The organism is Streptacidiphilus cavernicola (assembly GCF_042510955.1).
Taxonomy (GTDB): Bacteria; Actinomycetota; Actinomycetes; order Streptomycetales; family Streptomycetaceae; genus Streptacidiphilus; species Streptacidiphilus cavernicola.
In genome coordinates this window covers 39057-57692 of the sequence record NZ_JBHFAB010000020.1, presented here as the reverse complement: position 1 = coordinate 57692, position 18636 = coordinate 39057, and the positions used below count along the sequence as shown (strand labels likewise).

The following is an 18636-nucleotide window of genomic DNA, read 5'->3' as shown; positions in this document are numbered from 1 at the left end:
GCTCCAGCCTGGCCGGGTCCGGCGGGCCGGACTGCCGGATCGGCGCAGATCCGCCCTATCGTGCAGCTGTGACCGTGATCCGTTCGATCATCCTGTTCGTACTGGCGGCGTTCGCCGAGATCGGCGGCTGCTGGCTGGTCTGGCAGTCCGTCAGGGAGCACCGCGGCTGGCAGTACGCCGCCTTCGGCGTGCTGGCGCTGGGCGCGTACGGCTTCGCCGCCTCGTTCCAGCCGGACGCCTCGTTCGGCCGGGTGCTGGCCGCCTACGGCGGGGTGTTCGTCGCCGGGTCACTGGCCTGGGGCGTGGTGCTGGACGGCTTCCGTCCCACCGCCTGGGACTTCACCGGGGCGGCGGTCTGCCTGCTCGGCGCGGCCCTGATCGTCTACCAGCCGCGCGCCTGACCCGCCCACGCGCCCGGCCGTCCGCGCGCCCGCAACTCCCGCGCGCCTGAGCCAGGTTGCCGGGGCCGGGCCCTAACCTTCTGGGCATGCGCACCGCGTTCGCCGTCCTGCTGGCCGCCCTCGCCGTGGTCGGCGTGGGCGCGGCGGCGCGGGACCACCGGCCCGCGCCCTTCGGCGACGCCGTCGCGGTGCACCGCACCGCGCTCGCCGCGGGCCCCGGCACACTCCGGCTCGGCGCCGCGGACTCGGTGCGGTTCACCGCCGACGCCGCGACCGGGCCCGGAGCCACCCTGTGGTCCTACCGTCGGCCCGGCAGCCGCCCGGTCCGGCTGTTCCCGCTGGCCGGCGGGATCACCGTGGCGGTCTGGGACGACGGGATGCTCACCGGCATCCGCACCGGCGGCGACACCGGCGGCGACCCGGGTGACACCGGCGACGGCCCGGTGGTGGGCTGGCACCGCTTCGTCCCCGGCCTGGCCGACTGGCTGCGCCGGCCCACCGGGCTCGGCCCGCTGCTGGTGCCGCTGGACCACGGCGGCTCCTTCCTGCTGCCGACCCCGGACCTGGTGATGAGCTACACCAGCGCCGACGGCTCGATCCGCACCGACACCCTGCCGCCGCGCGGCTGCGCCTACGACCCGGCCCGCACCCTGGTCCAGCCGGGCGGCCCGGTGCTGCTGCCCCGCCCCTGCCGGGCCCACAGCACGGTCGAGGCGTTCGGCCCGGACGGCCGGCTCTGGCAGGCCCCGGCCGGACCGCTGGCCCGCCCGGTCGCGGCGGGCCCCGGCGCGGTCGGGGTGCTCGACGTGCCGCTGCTGCGTCCCCGGCTGCTGAGCCGGGACACCGGCCGCCCGCTGCCGCTGACCGTGGGCCCCCGGCCGCCCCGGTAGACTGGGGCTCTCCGCCTCAAGCAGGGCCCCGTTCGACGGCCCGCGCCAGCGCCACGCCGTCCCGGGAGTGCCTTCGCCATGATTGCCGCCAACGCCATCGAACTGCGCGCCGGCGCACGCATCCTGATCGAGTCGGCGAGTTTCCGGGTCGCCCCCGGCGACCGGATCGGCCTGGTCGGCCGCAACGGCGCGGGGAAGACCACGCTGACCAAGGTCCTCGCGGGCGAGGGCGCCCCGGCCGGCGGCTCGATCACCCGCAGCGGGCAGATCGGCTACCTCCCGCAGGACCCCCGCACCGGTGACCTGGACGTGCTCGCCAGCGACCGGATCCTGTCCGCCCGCGAGCTGGACTCGGTGCTGCGCAAGATGCGCCAGGCCGAGGAGCGGATGGCCAACGGCAAGGGCGCGACCCGCGAGGACGCGATGAAGAAGTACTCGCGCCTGGAGACCCAGTTCCTCACCAAGGGCGGCTACGCCGCCGAGGCCGAGGCGGCCACCATCGCCGCCAGCCTCGGCCTGCCGGACCGGATCCTGGCCCAGCCGCTGCACACGCTCTCCGGCGGCCAGCGCCGCCGGGTCGAGCTGGCCCGGATCCTCTTCTCCGACTCGGACACGCTGCTGCTGGACGAGCCGACCAACCACCTGGACGCCGACTCCATCGTCTGGCTGCGCGACTACCTGAAGTCGTACCGCGGCGGGTTCATCGTGATCTCGCACGACATCAACCTGGTCGAGACGGTCGTCAACAAGGTGTTCTACCTGGACGCCAACCGCACCTGCATCGACGTCTACAACATGGGCTGGAAGCTCTACCAGCAGCAGCGCGAGGCGGACGAGAAGCGGCGCAAGCGCGAGCGCGCCAATGCCGAGAAGAAGGCCTCGCAGCTGAATTCCCAGGCCGACAAGATGCGCGCCAAGGCGACCAAGACGGTGGCCGCGCAGAACATGGCCCGCCGGGCCGAGAAACTGCTGTCCGGGCTTGAGGCGGTACGGGTCGGCGACAAGGTCGCCAAGCTGCGCTTTCCCGAGCCCGCCCCGTGCGGAAAGACCCCGCTGATGGCCGAGGGGCTGTCCAAGTCCTACGGCTCGCTGGAGATCTTCACCGATGTCGACCTGGCCATCGACAAGGGCTCCAAGGTGGTCGTGCTGGGCCTGAACGGCGCCGGGAAGACCACCCTGCTGCGGATGCTCGCGGGCGTGGAGGAGCCGGACACCGGCCGGCTGGTCCCGGGCCACGGCCTGAAGATCGGCTACTACGCCCAGGAGCACGAGACCCTGGACAACGACCGGACCATCCTGGAGAACATGCGCTCGGCCGCGCCGGACACCGACCTGGTCGAGATCCGCAAGATCCTCGGCTCGTTCCTGTTCTCCGGCGACGACGTGGACAAGCCGGCCGGGGTGCTCTCCGGCGGCGAGAAGACCCGACTGGCGCTGGCCACCCTGGTCGTCTCCAGCGCCAACGTGCTGCTGCTGGACGAGCCCACCAACAACCTCGACCCGGCCAGCCGGGAGGAGATCCTGGGCGCGCTGCGCTCCTTCAGCGGCGCCGTCGTCCTGGTCACCCACGACGAGGGCGCGGTGCACGCGCTGGAGCCGGAGCGCATCATCCTGCTCCCGGACGGCGTGGAGGACCTCTGGAACGAGGGCTACGCCGATCTGGTGTCGCTGGCCTGATCGCGGAGTAGTCGGCGATCATGCATCTGGACCAGAAGAGTTCATATCGCCCGGCCGCCGTCCGAACCGCTCGAAGGGCCTGTTCACCCGGCAATGGGGATTCCATTGCATTGCCCATTCACCGCTGCTGATCAGCATTTTCGCTCCGCGCCCCGGCAATCGCCCGGGGCGCGCGGCTGTACGGCGGGCGCCGGCGCCGTGCGCGGGGGCGCCGCTTCGCTCCGGGATTTCCGATATGGACCTTGCGGAATGGGTGGCCAGGAGGCCACCCATGGGTGATCATGGGATTCCGAGAGAGCACTTGCTACGAGGAGGCACGGGTGGCCGAGACTCTGAAAAAGGGCAGCCGGGTAACGGGCCCCGCACGGGAGAAGCTCGCGACCGAGCTCAAGAAGAAGTACGACTCCGGTGCGAGCATCCGCGCGTTGGCGGAGGAGACGGGCCGTTCCTACGGATTCGTCCACCGCATGCTCAGCGAGTCCGGAGTTTCCCTCCGCGGTCGCGGCGGCGCCACGCGCGGCAAGGCCAAGGCAACCGCCTAGGGCCGGTACGGACCAAGTTCCATCCCCCACAGAACCACCTCGTCCTACCCTGACGTTTCGGCGGCTGGGGGAGAGCCGGCACCACGGCCTCCCACCCGGTCGCCGATCGTCGCGTCCTGGCGGTTACCCTTCAGTAGCTTGAGTCGCCCGCTGCCGGAGGTCACCATGGTCAGTCCCAGCAACGCCGTGCACGACAACGCCGACTGGGAAGCCGCCGGAGTACGGCTCGCCCTGGCCGAGGACGGCGCCCTGGCGACCGTCACGCTGTGCCGCCCCGAACGGCGCAACGCCCAGTCGCCCGCCATGTGGCGGGCCCTCGCCGCGATCGGCCGCGCGCTGCCCGGCACGGTACGGGTGGTGCTGCTGCGGGCCGAGGGCGTCTCCTTCTCGGCCGGGCTCGACCGGGCCGCCTTCACCCCGGCGGGCATCCCCGGCGAGCGCCCGCTGATCGAGCTGGCCACCGCGGACGACGGCGACCAGGTGATCGCCGGCTACCAGGAGGGCTTCACCTGGTGGCGCCGCCCCGACCTGGTCAGCATCGCCGCCGTCCAGGGCCATGCGGTGGGTGCCGGATTCCAGCTGGCGCTGGCCTGCGACCTGCGGGTCTGCACCGAGGACGTGCAGTTCGCGATGCGTGAGACCGCGCTCGGCCTGGTCCCCGACCTGGCCGGCACCAAGCCGCTGCTGGACCTGGTCGGCCCGGCCCGCGCGCTGGAGATCTGCGGCACCGGACGCTGGGTCGGCGCCGAGGAGTCGGTCCGGATCGGCCTGGCCAACCTCGCCGTCCCGGCCGCCGAGCTGGACGACGCCGCCGCCGACCTCGCCGCCGCGCTGCTGGCCGCCCCGCGCGACGCCCTGGTGGAGACCAAGGCGCTGCTGCAGGGCGCGGGCCCGCGCAGCTACGACGAGCAGCGCGCCGCCGAGCGGGCGGCCCAGCTGCGCCGGCTCCGCGACCTGTCCGGACTGCCGGTCTGAACCCGGCCCGCTGACCCGTCCGCGGGCCGCCGTGCGGGCGCTGACCCGGGGTCACCCGTTCGCCCGCACGGCGGTGTGCGTGTCGGCCGCGGCTCCTAGGCTCGGGGTGATATTCCGGACACAGACGGTAATCGCCGTGTGCGCTCGGACCCCCCCGACCAGGGAGCCCAGATGACTGACATCTCCAAGCCCGCCCCCAAGCCCGGTGAGTCGCTGCCCCCGAGCGGGGAGCGCGGTCACACCTCGATCGCGGTCGGGGTGGTCGAGAAGATCGCCGGAATGGCGGCCAGGGACGTCGAGGGCATCCACGCCCTCGGCAGCGGATCGCGGGGCTTCGGCGCGGTGCGCGAGCGGGTGCCCGGCACCAGGACCAACGTCAGCAAGGGCGTCAAGGCGGAGGTCGGCGAGAAGCAGGCCGCCCTCGACATCGAGCTGGTGGTGGAGTACGGCGTGCCGATCGCCGCGCTGGCCGCGGTGGTCCGCAGCAATGTGATCAGCTCGGTCGAGCGGATGACGGGCCTTCAGGTGGTCGAGGTCAACATCGCCGTCAACGACGTGCACCTGCCGGACGAGCAGGACGACGACGAGCCCGCAGAGAGCAGGGTCCAGTGAGCCTGGCACTGATCGGACTGGCCGTCGGCATGGCCCTCGGCTTCGCCGGGTACTTCGGCGGCTTCGCGGCGTTCCTGCTGGTCGCGGCACTGGGAGCGGTGGGCTTCGTGGTCGGCCGACTGGTCGAGGGCGACCTGGAGTTCGGCGACCTGATCCGCTCCACCAAGAGCAGGGACCGGAAGAACTGATGGCGTCCGGAGTCCTGCCCGCCGAGGCCTCCCCACTCACCCTGCCCGCCCCCGCTGAGCGCGGCAGCACCCGGATCGCGGACCGGGTGCTGGCCCGGATCGCCTCCCGCGCCGCGGTCGAGGCGGTCACTCCGCACGCCCCCGACCCGCGGCGGCTGGAGACCCCCCGGGCCTCCGCGCACCGGCACCGGCGCGGCACGGTGAGCATCAAGGTGGGCCTCGACCTGCCCTACCCGGCCGACATCGGCGCGCTCAGCGGCGAGGTGCACCAGCGGATCGTCGAACGGCTGGACGAGCTGGCCGGGACCGAGGCGCCCAAGGTCTCGCTGGTGGTGGAACGCCTGGTGCCGGACGCCCCGAGCGGCGGCCTGCTGTGAGCGGCGCGCTGACCGGAGCCGGTCCGGGCGCTGACGCCGGGTCAGCGGCCGGCGCCCACCCCTGGTCCGGGGAGGGGGACGGCGGCCCGGCCGAGCCGGACGCCCCCGCGGTCCGCCCGCGCCGCTTCTGGTCGACCCGCCGCAACGCCGCCGCGCTGGCGTCGCTGCTGGCGCTGGCGGCGGCCGGTCCGCTGCTCTACGAGGAGATCTCCGTCCGCACCGGCCACCAGGCGCACAGCTGGCGCACCTGGATCACCGACCAGCTGGCCAAGCGTCCGCTGGACGACGGCTGGGTGATCGCCGGATCAGCCGTGGTCTGTGCGCTCGGCCTGTGGCTGCTGCTGCTCGCCGCCACCCCCGGCCTGCGCCGGCTGCTCCCGCTCGCGGCGAACGGCGGCACCGGGCTGCGCGCGGCCCTGGACCGGCGGTCGGCGGCGGCGATGCTGCACCGGGCGGCCCTGGAGACCCCGGGCGTCCAGGGCGCCAAAGCCCGGGTCCGCCGCCGTCGGGCCACGGTGGTCGCCACGGTCGGCTTCGGCGACCACACCGAGGTCAGGACGGCGCTCACCGAGCACCTCGCGGCGGAGCGGCTGCGGCTCGGCCTGGTCAGCCCGCCCCTGGTGAACGTCAAGATCAAGGGAAACCCGTGAGCCGTACCGCGGTGAACCGCACCCTGCTCGCCCTGGTCGGCCTGGTGCTGCTGGCCGGAGGGGCGCTGCTGCTGGCCGGCGGCCTCGACCTGAACCACCGCTGGCACCTCGGCCTGCCCGCCGACTGGACCGTCACCGACCCGCACCACCCGGTGCTGGACGCCGCGGACCGGACCCGTTGGCGCGGGGACTCCTGGTGGTGGCCGGTGCTGTTCGCCGCGTTGGGGGTGGTCGCCGCGCTCGGCCTGTGGTGGCTGCTGGCCCAGCTGCGCCGGGGGCTGACCCATCAGGTCACCGTCCCGGACGCGGACACCGGCGGAACGCCGGTCCGGCTCCGCGGCGACGCGCTGGCCGCGGCGGTCACCGACGGGGCCGAGCAGATCCCCGGGGTGGCCAGGGCCAGGGTCCGGCTGGTCGGCCGCGCGCATCGGCCGCACGCCAGGATCGCGCTGCTGCTGGAACCGGGCGCGGCCCCGGCCCCGGTGCTCCGCGCCCTCTCCGAGGGACCACTCGACGACGCCCGCCGCTCCAGCGGCCTGACCGCGCTCCGGGCCGACGCCCGGCTCCGGGTGGACCCGGGCGAGGTCGACCGGGTGCGCTAGCCCGGGTGCGCTGACTCGGACTCAGATCCCGTGCAGCGCGCCGCCGTCGACCGGGACCATGACCCCGGTGAGGTAGGACGCCGCGGGGGAGAGGCAGAAGGCGGCGACCCTGCCGAACTCCTCCGGGCGGCCGTAGCGGCGCAGCGGGATCGCCGCGGCGGCGCGGGCCCGCTCCGCCGCCGGGTCGGCGGCCAGGCCGTCCAGGTGCTGCACCCGCTCGGTGTCGATCCGGGCCGGGAGCAGCCCGAACACCCGGATGCCGCGCGGGCCCAGCTCGTTCGCCAGGGTCTTGGCGGCCATCGCCAGGCCGGGCCGCAGCCCGTTGGAGACCGCGAGCCCGCCGATCGGCTCGCGCACCGACCCGGACAGCACGAACCCGATCGAGCCCACCCGTCGCCCGTCGCCGCCCTTCCAGGGAAGGGCTTCGCCTGCCTCCTCGGTGCCCAGCACCCCGGCGAAGACCCGGGCGATCCGGATCGCGCCCAGGAACACCGAGTCGAACGCGCCGGTCCACTGCGCGTCGGTGACCTCCAGCACCGATCCGGCGGGCGGCCCGCCCACGCTGATCAGCACCCCGTCGATCCGGCCGAAGGCCGCCCGCGCCGCCGCGACCAGCCGTTCGCCGGTGTCCGCCGCGGCGTTGTCGGCGACCACGCCGACCGCCGAGGCCGGGCCGCCGAGGCGTGCCACCGCCGCGTCCACCGACTCCTGCGAGCGGGCGGTGACCACCACCCGCGCCCCGTCGGCGACCAGCTCCGCCGCACTGGCGAAGCCGAGGCCGCGACTGGCGGCGGTGACGGCGTAGACACGGCCGCCGAGTCCGAGGTCCATGGGTCCTTCCGGGGTCGGTTCGGGTCGAGCCGGGGTCAGTTCGGGTCGAGCTGGAACGCGGTGTTGACCAGCGCGACGTGGGTGAAGGCCTGCGGGGTGTTCCCCAACTGCCGTCCGGCCTCCGGGTCCCACTCCTCGGAGATCAGCCCGAGGTCGTTGGACAGTCCCGAGACCCGCTCGAACAGCTCCCGGGCCTGGTCCTTGCGCCCGATCGCGATCAGCGCGTCCACCAGCCAGAACGAGCAGGCCAGGAAGGCCCCCTCCTCGCCGGAGAGCCCGTCCACCTCGGTGTCCTCGGCCGTTCCGGTCGAGTAGCGGCGGACGAAGCCGCCGTGGTCCAGGTGCTTCCTGACCGCCTCGACGGTGCCGACCACCCGCGGGTCGTCCGGCGGCAGGAAGCCGCTCTTCACCACGAACAGGGTGGCCGCGTCCAGGTCCTTGGAGCCGTAGGACTGGGTGAAAGAGCCCAGCTCCGGGTCGTAGCCGTGGGCGCAGACGTCGGCGTGGACCGCGTCCCTGGCGGCCCGCCAGCGGGCGACCGGGCCGGGCATCCCGGTGGCCTCGGCCATCTTCACCGCCCGGTCGAAGGCCACCCAGCACATGATCTTGGAGTGGACGAAGTGGCGGCGTCCGCCGCGCACCTCCCACAGGCCCTCGTCCGGCTCCTGCCAGTGCTGCTCCAGGAACGACATCAAGGCCTTGACCAGGCCCCAGACATGACGCTCCATCGGCACCCCGGCCACCATCGCCAGGTGCAGCGTGTCGATGACCTCGCCGTAGACGTCCAGCTGGAGCTGGTCCACCGCGGCGTTGCCGAAGCGGACCGGGGCGGAGCCCTCGTAGCCGGGCAGCCAGTCGGCCACGGTCTCCGGCAGCCGCCGCTCGCCGCCGACCCCGTACATGGTCTGCAGGTCGGCCGGGTCCCCGGCGATGGCACGGAGCAGCCACTCGCGCCAGGCCGAGGCCTCCTCCACATAGCCGCCGCAGAGCAGCGCGGAGAGGGTCATGGTGGAGTCGCGGAGCCAGCAGAAGCGGTAGTCCCAGTTGCGCTCGCCGCCGATCTGCTCCGGCAGCGAGGCGGTGACCGCGGCCACGATCCCGCCGGTCGGCTCGAAGGTCAGCGCCTTCAGCACCACCAGCGAGCGGACCACCGCGTCCCGGTACGGGCCGCGGTACTTGCTCACCGAGGCCCACTCCTGCCAGGCGTTCAGGGTCTCCTGGAGCGACTTCTCGGCGTCCTGCCGCGGCGGCGAGGAGCGGTGCGAGGGCAGCCAGCTGAGCACTATCGGCACCCGCTCCCCGGCCTTCACGGTGAACTCGCCGATGGTGGCGAAGTCCTTGCCGTAGGTGTGGATCGAGGAGTGGCCGCGCACCCACACCGAGTCGGGCCCGGCGACGGCGACCCGGTGGTGGTCGGTGCGCCGCATCCACGGCACCACCCGGCCGTAGTCGAAGCGCAGCCGCAGCTCGGCCCGCATCGGCACGCTGCCGGAGACACCCTCGACGATCCGCATCACATCCGGGGTGGCGTCCCGCTGCGGCATGAAGTCGATCACCTTGACGGTGCCGGTCGGGGTCTCCCACAGGGTCTCCAGCACCAGGCTGTCGCCGCGGTAGGAGCGGCTGGTGCACACGGTCGCGCCGACCGGGGCGAGCCGCCAGTGCCCCTGCTCGTCGTCGCCGAGCAGCGCCGCGAAGCAGGTGGGGGAGTCGAAGCGGGGCAGGCAGAGCCAGTCGATGGAGCCGTCCCGGCCCACCAGGGCGGCGGTCTGCAGGTCGCCGATGAGTGCGTAGTCCTCGATACGTCCGGGCATTCCATCCCTTTCCGAGCCCGCCGGGTCCGTGGAGAAGCTCGCGCGCGACGCTACTCCCCGGAGGCCCCGGCCGTGGCCAGCGACTCCAGATACGCGGCCTTCTTCGCCGCGACGATCTCCTTGCGCTTCTGGTCCCTGACGTCCCGGCGCAGCAGGATCAGCCAGCCCGCCGGGACCATCAGCGCGAACAGCCACCACTGGATCGCGTAGGGCAGGTGCACGCCCTTGCCGACCACGGCCATGCTGTCGCTCGCGGTGCTGTTCGGCCCCGGCACCAGCTCGGCCGAGTCGGCGGACGGCGGCGCGGGCGCGGTCGAGGTCAGCTCCAGGTAGCCGGACAGCACCGGTGCGGACAGCCGTCCGGCCTGCTCGGTGCTGTTGATCAGCATGAACTGGCGCGCGGGCAGGCCCTTGACGTCGCGGATGCCGGTCGAGGCCGAGGTCTCGTCGGGCCGCAGCCGGCCGGTCACCGTCACCGTCCCGGTCTGCGTCCCGGGGACGGCCGGGAACGCGGTGCCGCTGGTGTTGCCCCCGTCCACCCAGCCGCGGTTCACCAGGACCACGCTGCCGTCGGCCAGGTCCAGCGGGGTGACCAGGTAGAAGCCGATGCTGTCGCCCGCGGCGTCGGTGCGGTGCCGGACCACGAACTGGTGCGCCGGGTCGTAGTGCCCGGTCGCGGTGACCCGGCGGTAGGTGTCGCTCGCGGGGACGGTGCGGCCGGCCCCCGCGAGGGACTCCATCGACACCGGCTCGGCGTCCAGGTTCGACGAGATGGCCGAGTTGCTCCGGTTGGTCTGCTGGTACCGGTGGAACTGCCAGATACCCAACAGGTACATGACGGGAATCAGCACGAAGAAGACCAGGGTCAGGATCACCCAGCGCCGGGTCAGCAGGATGCGCAGCACGTCTCGACGGTACCTCTGCCCCGTTTCACGGCTTACGCCGGGCCCCGGTCCGGCCCCGGCGCGGGCTCCCCGCCCTGTGGCACCACGCCCTGCAGCAGCTGCAGGAACGCGGCCTCGTCCAGCACCGGGGTGCCGACCTCGCGGGCCCGGCGGGCCTTGGCGGTCCAGCTGCCCTGCTCATTGGTGACCAGCAGGCTGGTCCGGCTGCTCACCGAGGTCGCGACGTGCAGTCCGGCCTCGACCACCCGGTCCTCCAGCACCTCGCGGTCGGTCGCGGTGTCGCCGCTGATCGCGATCCGCATCCCCTGCACCAGCGGCCGGTCCTGCTGCCACCGCCCCGGGTTGGGGTACGGGCAGGCCGGCCGCCGCCGGGCCGGGCGGTACGGGCTCCAGCCGCCGCCGCGCGATCCCTGGGCCGGGGCCGAGCCGCCGGCCGCCTCATCGCCCAGGTCGGCCAGCGGGACGCAGGCGTGCAGCGGCAGCCGCAGCCCGGCCTGCACCGCCAGCCGCAGGCTGGGCCGGAACACTTCGGCCAGCACCCGGGCGTCGTCCAGCGCGTGGTGCGCCTGACGCGGGATCACCCCGAAGTGCCCGGCCAGGGTGCCGAGCCGGTGGTTGGCCAGCGGCAGCCGCAGGTCGCGGGCCAGCACGATGGTGCAGAGCCGCTGCTCGACCGGGGCGCGACCGCCCATCCTGGCGTACTCACGGGAGATCATCGACCAGTCGAACAGTGCGTTGTGGGCCACCAGCACCCGGCCCGACAGCCGTTCGGCCAGGCTCTCGGCGATCTCCGGGAAGGCCGGCGCGCCCGCCAGGTGCTCGCTGGTCAGCCCGTGGATCCAGACCGGCCCGGGATCGCGGCCCGGATTGACCGGCGTGTACCAGTGGTCCTGCACCTCGCCGCGCGGGTCGAGCCGGTACACGCCGACCGAGACGATCCGGTCGGTCCGGCCGAGCCCGGTCGTCTCGACGTCCACCACGGCCCAACCGCCCTCGGGATACGGGTATCCGGAGGGCTCCTCGAGGACGGCTTCCAGCCGGGTCGCTTCCATGGTCGTTCAGAATACGGGCCGCCTACGACAGTTCCGGTCCACCGGGGGAATATCGTGAGGGCGGGGAGTGGTGACACTTCATCCCCGTTTCGCCGCGAATCCGCACCCGGATGCGACACCCGAGAAGAGACTCCATGCGCGCCACCGTCATCCACGCCCCGCACGACATCCGGATCGAGGAGGTCCCGGACGCCGCCGTCCGCGAGCCCACGGACGCGGTCGTCCGCACCGTCCTGGCCTGCATCTGCGGCAGCGACCTGTGGGCCTACCGGGGCGTCGCGTCCCGGCAGCCGGGGCAGCGGATCGGACATGAGTTCCTGGGGGTGGTCGAGGCGGTCGGCGCCGCGGTCACCGGCTTCCGTCCCGGCGACCTGGTGGTCGCGCCGTTCGTCTGGTCGGACGGTGTCTGCGAGTTCTGCGTCGAGGGCCTGCAGACCTCCTGCCCGCACGGCGGCTTCTGGGGCACCCCCGGTTCGGACGGCGGCCAGGGCGAGGCGGTGCGGGTGCCGTTCGCGGACGGCACGCTGGTGCAGCTGCCCAAGGAGGCGGCCTCCGACCAGCACCTGCTGACCGCGCTGCTGGCGCTCTCCGACGTGATGTCCACCGGCCACCACGCCGCGCTGGCGGCCGGGGTCCGCCCCGGCGCGACGGTCGCCGTGGTCGGCGACGGCGCGGTCGGCCTGTGCGGGGTGCTCGCGGCCCGGCGGCTGGGCGCGGACCGGATCATCGCGCTGGGCCGGCACGAGGACCGCACCGCCATCGCCCGGAAGTTCGGCGCCACCGACGTGGTCCCGGCGCGCGGCGAGGAGGCGGTGGCGGCGGTCCGCGAACTCACCGGCGGCAGCGGCGCGCACGCGGTGCTGGAGGCGGTCGGCACCGAGGAGTCGATGCGCACCGCGATCTCCATCGCCAGGGACGGCGGCGCGGTCGGCTACGTCGGCGTGCCGCACGGCGGCAGCGCGGGCGTGGACATCAGCCAGATGTTCGACCGCAATGTCGCGGTCTGCGGCGGGGTGGCGCCGGCCCGCGCCTACATCCCCGAGCTGCTCGCCGACGTGCTCTCGGGTCGGATCGACCCGTCCCCGGTCTTCGACGCCACGGTGGACCTGGACGGCGTCCCCGACGGCTACCGCGCGATGGACGAGCGCACCGCGCTCAAGGTCAAGATCACCTTCTGACCCGCCGTCAGGCCGCCTCCGCGCTAACGGAAGGCGGCCTGGCCGGTCAGGGCCTGACCGATACTGCGGTTTCCCGGGGGGCGACCCCCCGTACCCCCACGTGAACCCGTGGGTGGTCCGGCCCTCAGCCCGCGCTAACGGAAGGCGGCCTGGCCGGTCAGGGCCTGGCCGATACTGCGGTTTCCCGGGGGGGCGACCCCCCGTACCCCCACGTGAACCCGTGGGTGGTCCGGCCCTCAGCCCGCGCTAACGGAAGGCGGCCTGGCCGGTCAAAGCCTGACCGATGACCAGCTGGTGCATCTCCACCGTGCCCTCGTAGGTCAGCACGCTCTCCAGGTTGTTGGCGTGCCGCATCACCGGGTACTCGTAGCTGATCCCGTTGGCGCCCAGGACGGTCCGCGCGGTGCGGGCGATCTCGATCGCCTCGCGGACGTTGTTGAGTTTGCCGTAGCTGACCTGCTCGGGCCGCAGCGTCCCCGCGTCCATCCGGCGGCCCAGGTGCAGGGCCAGCAGCAGGCCCTTGTTGAGCTCCAGCGACATGTCCGCCAGCTTGGCCTGGGTCAGCTGGAACGCGGCGATCGGCCGACCGAACTGGATCCGGGCCATGCTGTACTCCCGGGCCGCCTCCAGGCAGGATCGGGCCGCCCCGAGCGCCCCCCAGACGATGCCGTAGCGGGCCTGGTTCAGACAGCTCAGCGGCCCCTTCAGGCCGCGTACCCCGGGGAGCACCGCGTCGGCGGGCAGCCGGACGTCCTCCAGCACCAGCTCGCTGGTCACGCTGGCCCGCAGCGAGCCCTTGTGCTTGATCACCGGGGCGCTGAAGCCGGGGGTGTCGGTGGGTACGGCGAACCCCCGGATGCCCTCGTCGGTCTGCGCCCAGACCACGGCCACCCCCGCGACCGAGCCATTGGTGATCCACATCTTGCGGCCGTTCAGCACCCAGTCCGAGCCGTCGCGCTTGGCGCCGGTCCGCATCGACGCCGGATCGGAGCCGTGGTCCGGCTCGGTCAGCCCGAAGCAGCCGATGGTCTCGCCCGCCGCCATCCCCGGCAGCCAGCGCAGCCGCTGCTCCTCGCTGCCCCAGCGGTGGATCGCGTACATCGCCAGCGAGCCCTGCACCGACACCAGCGAGCGCAGCCCCGAGTCGGCGGCCTCCAGTTCCAGGCAGGCGAGCCCGTACTGGACCGCGGAGGCCCCGGCGCAGCCGTAGCCCTCCAGGTGCATCCCCAGGGCGCCGATCCCGCCCAGCTCCCGGGCCAGCTCGCGCACCTGCGGCAGCTCCGCCGACTCGTACCAGTCGGCGATGTACGGCATCACCCGGTCCTCGGCCCAGGCCCGTACGGTGTCGCGGACGGCCAGCTCCTCGGCGTCCAGCAGGTCGTCGATGCCCAGCGGGTCGCGGGGGTCAAGCGCGTTCTTCGTCATCGGAGACCTCGTCGTCGCTGCTCAGCGGTGGTGGGGTGGAGGAGGCGGACGGAGTTCAGCGTCCCACAGCGGCCCCGGCCCCGCCGCCGACCCCGCACGGTGAGATCTGCCACCTGGACGGCGGCCCCGTGACTGTGGCAGACGGCCGTTGCGGCAGACGGTTACGGCAGGCGCCGCAGCGCCTCGAAGCTCAGCACCGCCAGCGGCACGGCGGGTCCCAGCGGCACCGACGGCGGATGCCGCACCGTCGCGGGCGGCGGGACCGCCGCGATCGGCCAGGGCAGGGTGACCGCCCCGAAGGGCCGCTTCCCCGGACCGGCTCCGGAACCGGTGTTCTGAGGCGGGTGGTGTCTGGGCACGGCAAACCTCCGCAGCTGTCCCGGCAGGGACGGTGCGCACTCGAAGGGGTTCACCGGGAACAACGACCGACCCCCGCTCCCGGTAGCGGCCTGCCCCGCGCCCGCTGCGCACAGGTTTGTCATGGGAGCGGACTACGCTGGTGGGGACTACCGGAGAGGTATCTGTTGTGCTGATCGACACGTTCGGACGTCGCGCGGTGGATCTGCGGGTGTCGTTGACCGACCACTGCAATCTGCGGTGTACCTACTGCATGCCCGAGCAGGGGTTGGCGTGGTTGCCGAAGCCGTCGTTGCTGACCGATGCGGAGATCGTGCGGTTGGTGGGGGTGGCGGTGGGCTCCTTGGGGGTGCGGGAGGTGCGGTTCACCGGGGGTGAGCCGTTGCTGCGTCCGGGGCTGGTGGGGATCGTGGAGGCGTGTGCGGGGTTGGCGCCGCGGCCGGAGCTGTCGTTGACGACCAACGGGGTGGGGTTGGCGCGGACCGCGGAGGCGTTGGCGGGGGCGGGGTTGGACCGGGTCAATGTCTCGTTGGACACGGTGGACCGGGAGACGTTTCGGACATTGACGCGGCGGGACCGGCTGCCTGAGGTGGTGGCGGGGTTGGCGGCGGCGGGTGCGGCGGGGTTGGGGCCGGTGAAGGTCAACGCGGTGCTGATGCGCGGGGTCAACGACCACCAGGCCGCTGAGCTGTTGGGGTGGTGTCTGGAGCGGGGGTATGAGTTGCGGTTCATCGAGCAGATGCCGTTGGACGCGCAGCACGGGTGGGAGCGGGCCGGGATGGTGACCGCGGGGGAGATTTTGGAGCGGTTGGGGGAGCGGTTCACGTTGGTGCCCGAGCCGGAGGGGCGGCGTGGTGCTGCTCCGGCGGAGCGGTGGCTGGTGCAGGGGTTCGAGGGTGTGGACGGGGGGCCGGCGCGGGTGGGGGTGATCGCGAGTGTGACCCGGCCGTTCTGTCGGGCCTGTGACCGGACCCGGTTGACGGCGGACGGGCAGGTTCGGGACTGCCTGTTCGCCACTACGGAGACTGATCTGCGGACGGCGTTGCGTGAGGGTGCGTCGGACGGGGTGCTGGCGGAGTTGTGGCGCAAGGCGATGTGGGGCAAGAAGGCCGGTGGCGGTATCGACGCCCCGGGCTTCGCCCAACCCGACCGCCCCATGTCCGCGATCGGCGGCTGACCCGCGATACTCCTGGAATGACCACCGAGGAGATCCCGCACTGTTCCGCGAAGGGCTGCCGTCAGGTCGCCACCTGGGTCCTGGCCTGGAACAACCCCAAGCTGCACACCCCCGAGCGCCGCAAGACCTGGCTTGCCTGCGCCGAGCACAAGGACTCGCTCGCGCAGTTCCTGGACCTGCGCGGATTCCTCAAGGAAACGGTCCCCTTCGCGGACTGGGTCCAGCCGCCCGGCTCCGAGCGCGCCCCGTAGCCCGGCATACCCCGTAGCCCGGACACGGTGATGCCGGGCAGCCACGGGGGGAGCTGCCCGGCATCAGTCCGGGTCCGGCGCGGGGCCGGAATGCTGGAAGTATTGCACGGGGAATCGGTCGTCAGTGGGGGATCCCCGGAATACGGGTGGACGGTGCGTCAGCCCTGCGGGGGCACCCCGGCGGCCGGCTCGGCGAGCGTCGGCGCGGCCTCGATCATCGGCTGCGGCTGGTGCCCGATGAAGGTCTCCGGCATCCGCGGCGAGTTCTCCCGCCCGGCGTTGGCGATCACCACGGCGATGTACGGGATGAATATCCCGCCGACCAGCGCGACGATCGCGACGATCCGGGACTCCTTCCACAGCACCACGGCCAGGATCACGCACAGCGTCCGCACCGCCATCGCGATCATGTAGCGGCGCTGCCGGCCGCGGACGTCCTCGGTCAGGCTCGAACGCGCGCCGGTGATCCGGACCACATCGCCGGACTTCTCCTTCGACTTCCCCATGTCGTCACCGTACGCCGGGTCGGCCGTGCGGTGACCGCCGGGGCACCCCGCTTTCCCGGGATTTCTCCCGCGGGGCGCCCCGGTGGCGCTCACCCGTCCCGGACGTCCCGTCAGGACGGTCCGCTCAGGACGCCTGGCTGACCGAGCTCATGTGGAAGTCCGGCACCCGGACCGGCGGCATCGCCGACCGGGTGAAGTAGTCGCTCCACTCGCGCGGCAGGCAGGGCTCGGTCCTTCCGGCCTCGGTGATCCGGCCCAGCAGGTCCACCGGCGACTCGTTGAAGCGGAAGTTGTTCACCGCCCCGGTGACCTCGCCGTTCTCGACCAGGTAGACGCCGTCCCTGGTGAGCCCGGTGAGCAGCAGGGTGGCCGGGTCCACCTCGCGGATGTACCAGAGGCAGGTCAGCAGCAGGCCGTGTTCGGTCCGCGCCACCATCTCCTCCAGCGAGGCGGTGCCCCCGGTGTCCATCACCAGGTTGTCCTGGCCCGGCCGCACCGGGAGCCCGGTCAGTCCGGCCGAGTGGCGGGTGGTGGACAGGTTCGCCAGCTCGCCGTTCCTGATCCAGTCGGTCGGCTCGATCGGCAGCCCGTTGTCGAACGCCGAGGTGTCGCCGCCCGAGGAGTGCGCCAGCACGAACGGAGCCGCTTCGAGACCGGGGTACCCGGGGTCGCTGCGCAGCGTCAGCGGCAGCTCGGACAGCCGTTCGCCGAGCCTGGTCTGCCCGCCCGCCTTCGAGAACACCGTCTGCCCCTCGGCGGCGTCGCGTCCGCTGGCCGACCAGGTCAGATAGATCATCAGGTCGGCCAGCGCCGACGGCGGCAGCAGCGTCTCGTAGCGACCGGCCGGGAGGTCGATCCGGCGCTCGGCCCAGCCGAGGCGCTGCGACAGCTGCTCCTCCAGCGCGGCCGGGTCCACGTCGGTGAAGTCGCGGGTGGCGGCGCCGGCCCAGGCCGAGGCGGACAGGTCGCCGGTCTTGGCGTTCAGCTCGACCGTGCCGGTCGGCTGGTCGTGCCGCAGCCGCAGGCCGGTGGAACTGCCGAGGTAGCTGCTGGTGACCGAGTGGTTGGCGAAGCCGTAGAGCAGCCGCCCGTTCTTGCGGGTCCGGGCGAAGGACTCGCCGAGCGCCGGCGCGAACGCCTCGAACACGGTGACGTCGGTCGTCGCGGGAGCGGCGGTGAAGTCCGCCGACGCCGGGCCGTACGGCTGGACCAGCGGCTGCGCGTCCTCGGCCGGACCGGCCCCGCGGGCCGCCGCCTCGGCCGCCCGGACCAGCGACTCCAGCGCGTCCGGGGTCACCGCCTCGCGGGAGACCACGCCGGAGGAGGTCCCCTCCCGGCCGTCCACGGTGGCGATCACGGTGAGCGTCCGGCTCCGGGTCACCCCGTTGGTGGTCAGCGCGTTCCCGGCCCAGCGCAGGTTGGCGTTGGACTCCTCGTCCGCGATCACCACGCAGCCGTCGGTACGGGACAGCGCCAGCGCGCGCTCGACGATCTCGTGCGGGGCCGCGCCCCCGAGCTCCGAAGCAGGCATCAGAGACCGGCCTCCTGCTGCGTGTTGAGCACGTCGACCTGGGCGCATTCGCAGTTCAGGGGGTATTTCACGACTAGACCACGCTCCCTGTTGATACCGGCACGAGGGTTCCGCCAAGGCAATGGTGTCCCCGCTGCCGAACACTACCTTCGGCAGCGGGGACCGCGGCCCCGCTGCCGATTTCCCGCACCGCAGCGGCCCCGGCGAACCGTCGCGACCGCCGCTACTCGGCGGCGGCGCAGCTGCTGAGGGCGGCGATCGCTCCCTGCACCTGGGTCTGCAGCTTGGCCGAGTCGGGGTTGCGGTTGTGCTTCGCGTTGTCGGCGAGGCTGTGGTAGATGCTGCCGAGCTGCTGGGCGGCCTTCTTGGCCTCGGGGTTCTTGATGGTGTCGGCGTCGCTGGTGAACCGGTCGCCGGCGGCCTGCAGGTCGGTGGTCGCCTTGGCCTTGTCCTTGGCGTCGGATGTGATTCTCTTACCGGCGTCGGTGATGTGGTTCATCGTCGCCCGGCACGGCCCGCCCTTGGTCGGATCGGTGCTGAAGGCGCGCGGCGAGGTGGCGGCAGCCGACGCGGACGGTGAGTCGGAAGACGCGCACCCCACCGCTGTGACCAGCGCACATGCCGCCAGTGTGAGCGCGGCCAGTCCTCGTCCGGCAGTCCCCGTCATGATCGTCCTCTCCAGCTGCGGCAATGGC

The 18636-nt window shown here is 73.1% G+C and carries 22 protein-coding genes; 13 read left to right on the top strand and 9 right to left on the bottom strand.

The window, feature by feature from the left end:
• Window positions 1–68 precede the first annotated feature (68 nt).
• The 10 genes from ACEZDE_RS24285 (at window position 69) to ACEZDE_RS24240 (ending at window position 6914) form a co-directional block, all read left to right on the top strand.
• Window positions 69–401, top strand: coding sequence for a YnfA family protein (locus ACEZDE_RS24285; RefSeq protein WP_380539555.1), 333 nt, complete (start codon window positions 69–71; stop codon window positions 399–401).
• An 86-nt stretch (window positions 402–487) separates the two neighbouring features.
• Entirely contained in the window at window positions 488–1291 is an 804-nt protein-coding gene (locus ACEZDE_RS24280) for a hypothetical protein (RefSeq protein ID WP_380539552.1), read from the top strand.
• Between the two features lie 78 nt (window positions 1292–1369).
• Window positions 1370–2968 (top strand): ABC-F family ATP-binding cassette domain-containing protein, encoded by a 1599-nt coding sequence (locus tag ACEZDE_RS24275; protein WP_380539549.1) that lies wholly within the window; start codon window positions 1370–1372, stop codon window positions 2966–2968.
• 320 nt (window positions 2969–3288) lie between these two features.
• A complete protein-coding gene (locus ACEZDE_RS24270; protein ID WP_380515879.1) occupies window positions 3289–3510 on the top strand; it encodes a helix-turn-helix domain-containing protein in 222 nt (73 codons plus the stop codon).
• Window positions 3511–3675: 165 nt separating this feature from the next.
• A complete protein-coding gene (locus ACEZDE_RS24265) occupies window positions 3676–4485 on the top strand; it encodes an enoyl-CoA hydratase/isomerase family protein (protein ID WP_380539777.1) in 810 nt (269 codons plus the stop codon).
• A gap of 171 nt (window positions 4486–4656) precedes the next feature.
• On the top strand, window positions 4657–5097 hold the full coding sequence (locus ACEZDE_RS24260; RefSeq protein WP_380539546.1) for an Asp23/Gls24 family envelope stress response protein: 441 nt from the start codon (window positions 4657–4659) through the stop codon (window positions 5095–5097).
• Complete coding sequence (locus ACEZDE_RS24255) at window positions 5094–5285, top strand: hypothetical protein (RefSeq protein WP_380539543.1); 192 nt, start codon at window positions 5094–5096, stop codon at window positions 5283–5285. Before ACEZDE_RS24260 ends, ACEZDE_RS24255 begins: the two co-directional genes overlap by 4 nt.
• Window positions 5285–5662 (top strand): hypothetical protein, encoded by a 378-nt coding sequence (locus ACEZDE_RS24250; protein WP_380539540.1) that lies wholly within the window; start codon window positions 5285–5287, stop codon window positions 5660–5662. The genes ACEZDE_RS24255 and ACEZDE_RS24250 overlap by 1 nt, the downstream gene beginning before the upstream one ends.
• Window positions 5659–6312 carry a DUF6286 domain-containing protein gene (locus tag ACEZDE_RS24245; protein WP_380539537.1) on the top strand — a complete coding sequence of 218 codons (654 nt, stop codon included), beginning with the start codon at window positions 5659–5661 and terminating at the stop codon, window positions 6310–6312. The genes ACEZDE_RS24250 and ACEZDE_RS24245 overlap by 4 nt, the downstream gene beginning before the upstream one ends.
• Window positions 6309–6914 carry an alkaline shock response membrane anchor protein AmaP gene (locus ACEZDE_RS24240; RefSeq protein ID WP_380539534.1) on the top strand — a complete coding sequence of 202 codons (606 nt, stop codon included), beginning with the start codon at window positions 6309–6311 and terminating at the stop codon, window positions 6912–6914. The genes ACEZDE_RS24245 and ACEZDE_RS24240 overlap by 4 nt, the downstream gene beginning before the upstream one ends.
• A gap of 21 nt (window positions 6915–6935) precedes the next feature.
• Here the strand turns inward: ACEZDE_RS24240 and ACEZDE_RS24235 are convergent, their stop codons facing one another.
• Genes ACEZDE_RS24235 through ACEZDE_RS24220 form a run of 4 tightly spaced genes read right to left on the bottom strand, consistent with a single transcriptional unit; the run spans window position 6936 to window position 11516 of the window.
• Entirely contained in the window at window positions 6936–7745 is an 810-nt protein-coding gene (locus ACEZDE_RS24235) for an SDR family oxidoreductase (protein ID WP_380539531.1), read from the bottom strand.
• 35 nt (window positions 7746–7780) lie between these two features.
• Window positions 7781–9559, bottom strand: a complete 1779-nt coding sequence (locus ACEZDE_RS24230) for a glycoside hydrolase family 15 protein (protein WP_380539528.1) — start codon at window positions 9557–9559, stop codon at window positions 7781–7783.
• A gap of 50 nt (window positions 9560–9609) precedes the next feature.
• On the bottom strand, window positions 9610–10464 hold the full coding sequence (locus ACEZDE_RS24225) for an SURF1 family cytochrome oxidase biogenesis protein (RefSeq protein ID WP_380539525.1): 855 nt from the start codon (window positions 10462–10464) through the stop codon (window positions 9610–9612).
• 32 nt (window positions 10465–10496) lie between these two features.
• The gene (locus ACEZDE_RS24220) at window positions 10497–11516 is read right to left on the bottom strand and encodes a DEDDh family exonuclease (RefSeq protein ID WP_380539522.1); all 1020 of its coding nucleotides are present in this window, start codon (window positions 11514–11516) and stop codon (window positions 10497–10499) included.
• Between the two features lie 134 nt (window positions 11517–11650).
• On the opposite strand from ACEZDE_RS24220, the gene ACEZDE_RS24215 reads away from it, so the two are divergent.
• Window positions 11651–12694, top strand: coding sequence for a zinc-dependent alcohol dehydrogenase family protein (locus ACEZDE_RS24215; protein ID WP_380539520.1), 1044 nt, complete (start codon window positions 11651–11653; stop codon window positions 12692–12694).
• Between the two features lie 246 nt (window positions 12695–12940).
• Here ACEZDE_RS24215 and ACEZDE_RS24210 read toward each other — a convergent pair whose 3' ends face one another.
• Together ACEZDE_RS24210 and ACEZDE_RS24205 are read right to left on the bottom strand one after the other, a co-directional pair.
• Window positions 12941–14119, bottom strand: a complete 1179-nt coding sequence (locus ACEZDE_RS24210; RefSeq protein WP_380539518.1) for an acyl-CoA dehydrogenase family protein — start codon at window positions 14117–14119, stop codon at window positions 12941–12943.
• Between the two features lie 161 nt (window positions 14120–14280).
• Window positions 14281–14478: a hypothetical protein gene (locus ACEZDE_RS24205; RefSeq protein ID WP_380539515.1), complete on the bottom strand. Its 198-nt coding sequence runs from the start codon at window positions 14476–14478 to the stop codon at window positions 14281–14283.
• Between the two features lie 167 nt (window positions 14479–14645).
• Between ACEZDE_RS24205 and moaA the strand changes: the two genes are divergently transcribed.
• Both moaA and ACEZDE_RS24195 read left to right on the top strand, forming a co-directional pair.
• Window positions 14646–15653 carry a GTP 3',8-cyclase MoaA gene (moaA, locus tag ACEZDE_RS24200; RefSeq protein WP_380539512.1) on the top strand — a complete coding sequence of 336 codons (1008 nt, stop codon included), beginning with the start codon at window positions 14646–14648 and terminating at the stop codon, window positions 15651–15653.
• A 17-nt stretch (window positions 15654–15670) separates the two neighbouring features.
• A complete protein-coding gene (locus tag ACEZDE_RS24195) occupies window positions 15671–15904 on the top strand; it encodes a hypothetical protein (RefSeq protein WP_380539509.1) in 234 nt (77 codons plus the stop codon).
• 158 nt (window positions 15905–16062) lie between these two features.
• Here ACEZDE_RS24195 and ACEZDE_RS24190 read toward each other — a convergent pair whose 3' ends face one another.
• The 3 genes from ACEZDE_RS24190 to ACEZDE_RS24180 all read right to left on the bottom strand — a co-directional run bounded on the left by ACEZDE_RS24190 (window position 16063) and on the right by ACEZDE_RS24180 (window position 18608).
• Window positions 16063–16410, bottom strand: a complete 348-nt coding sequence (locus tag ACEZDE_RS24190) for a DUF3099 domain-containing protein (protein ID WP_380539506.1) — start codon at window positions 16408–16410, stop codon at window positions 16063–16065.
• Window positions 16411–16534: 124 nt separating this feature from the next.
• Window positions 16535–17941, bottom strand: a complete 1407-nt coding sequence (locus ACEZDE_RS24185; RefSeq protein ID WP_380539503.1) for a metallopeptidase TldD-related protein — start codon at window positions 17939–17941, stop codon at window positions 16535–16537.
• A 223-nt stretch (window positions 17942–18164) separates the two neighbouring features.
• Window positions 18165–18608, bottom strand: coding sequence for a hypothetical protein (locus ACEZDE_RS24180; protein ID WP_380539500.1), 444 nt, complete (start codon window positions 18606–18608; stop codon window positions 18165–18167).
• Window positions 18609–18636: the final 28 nt, after the last annotated feature.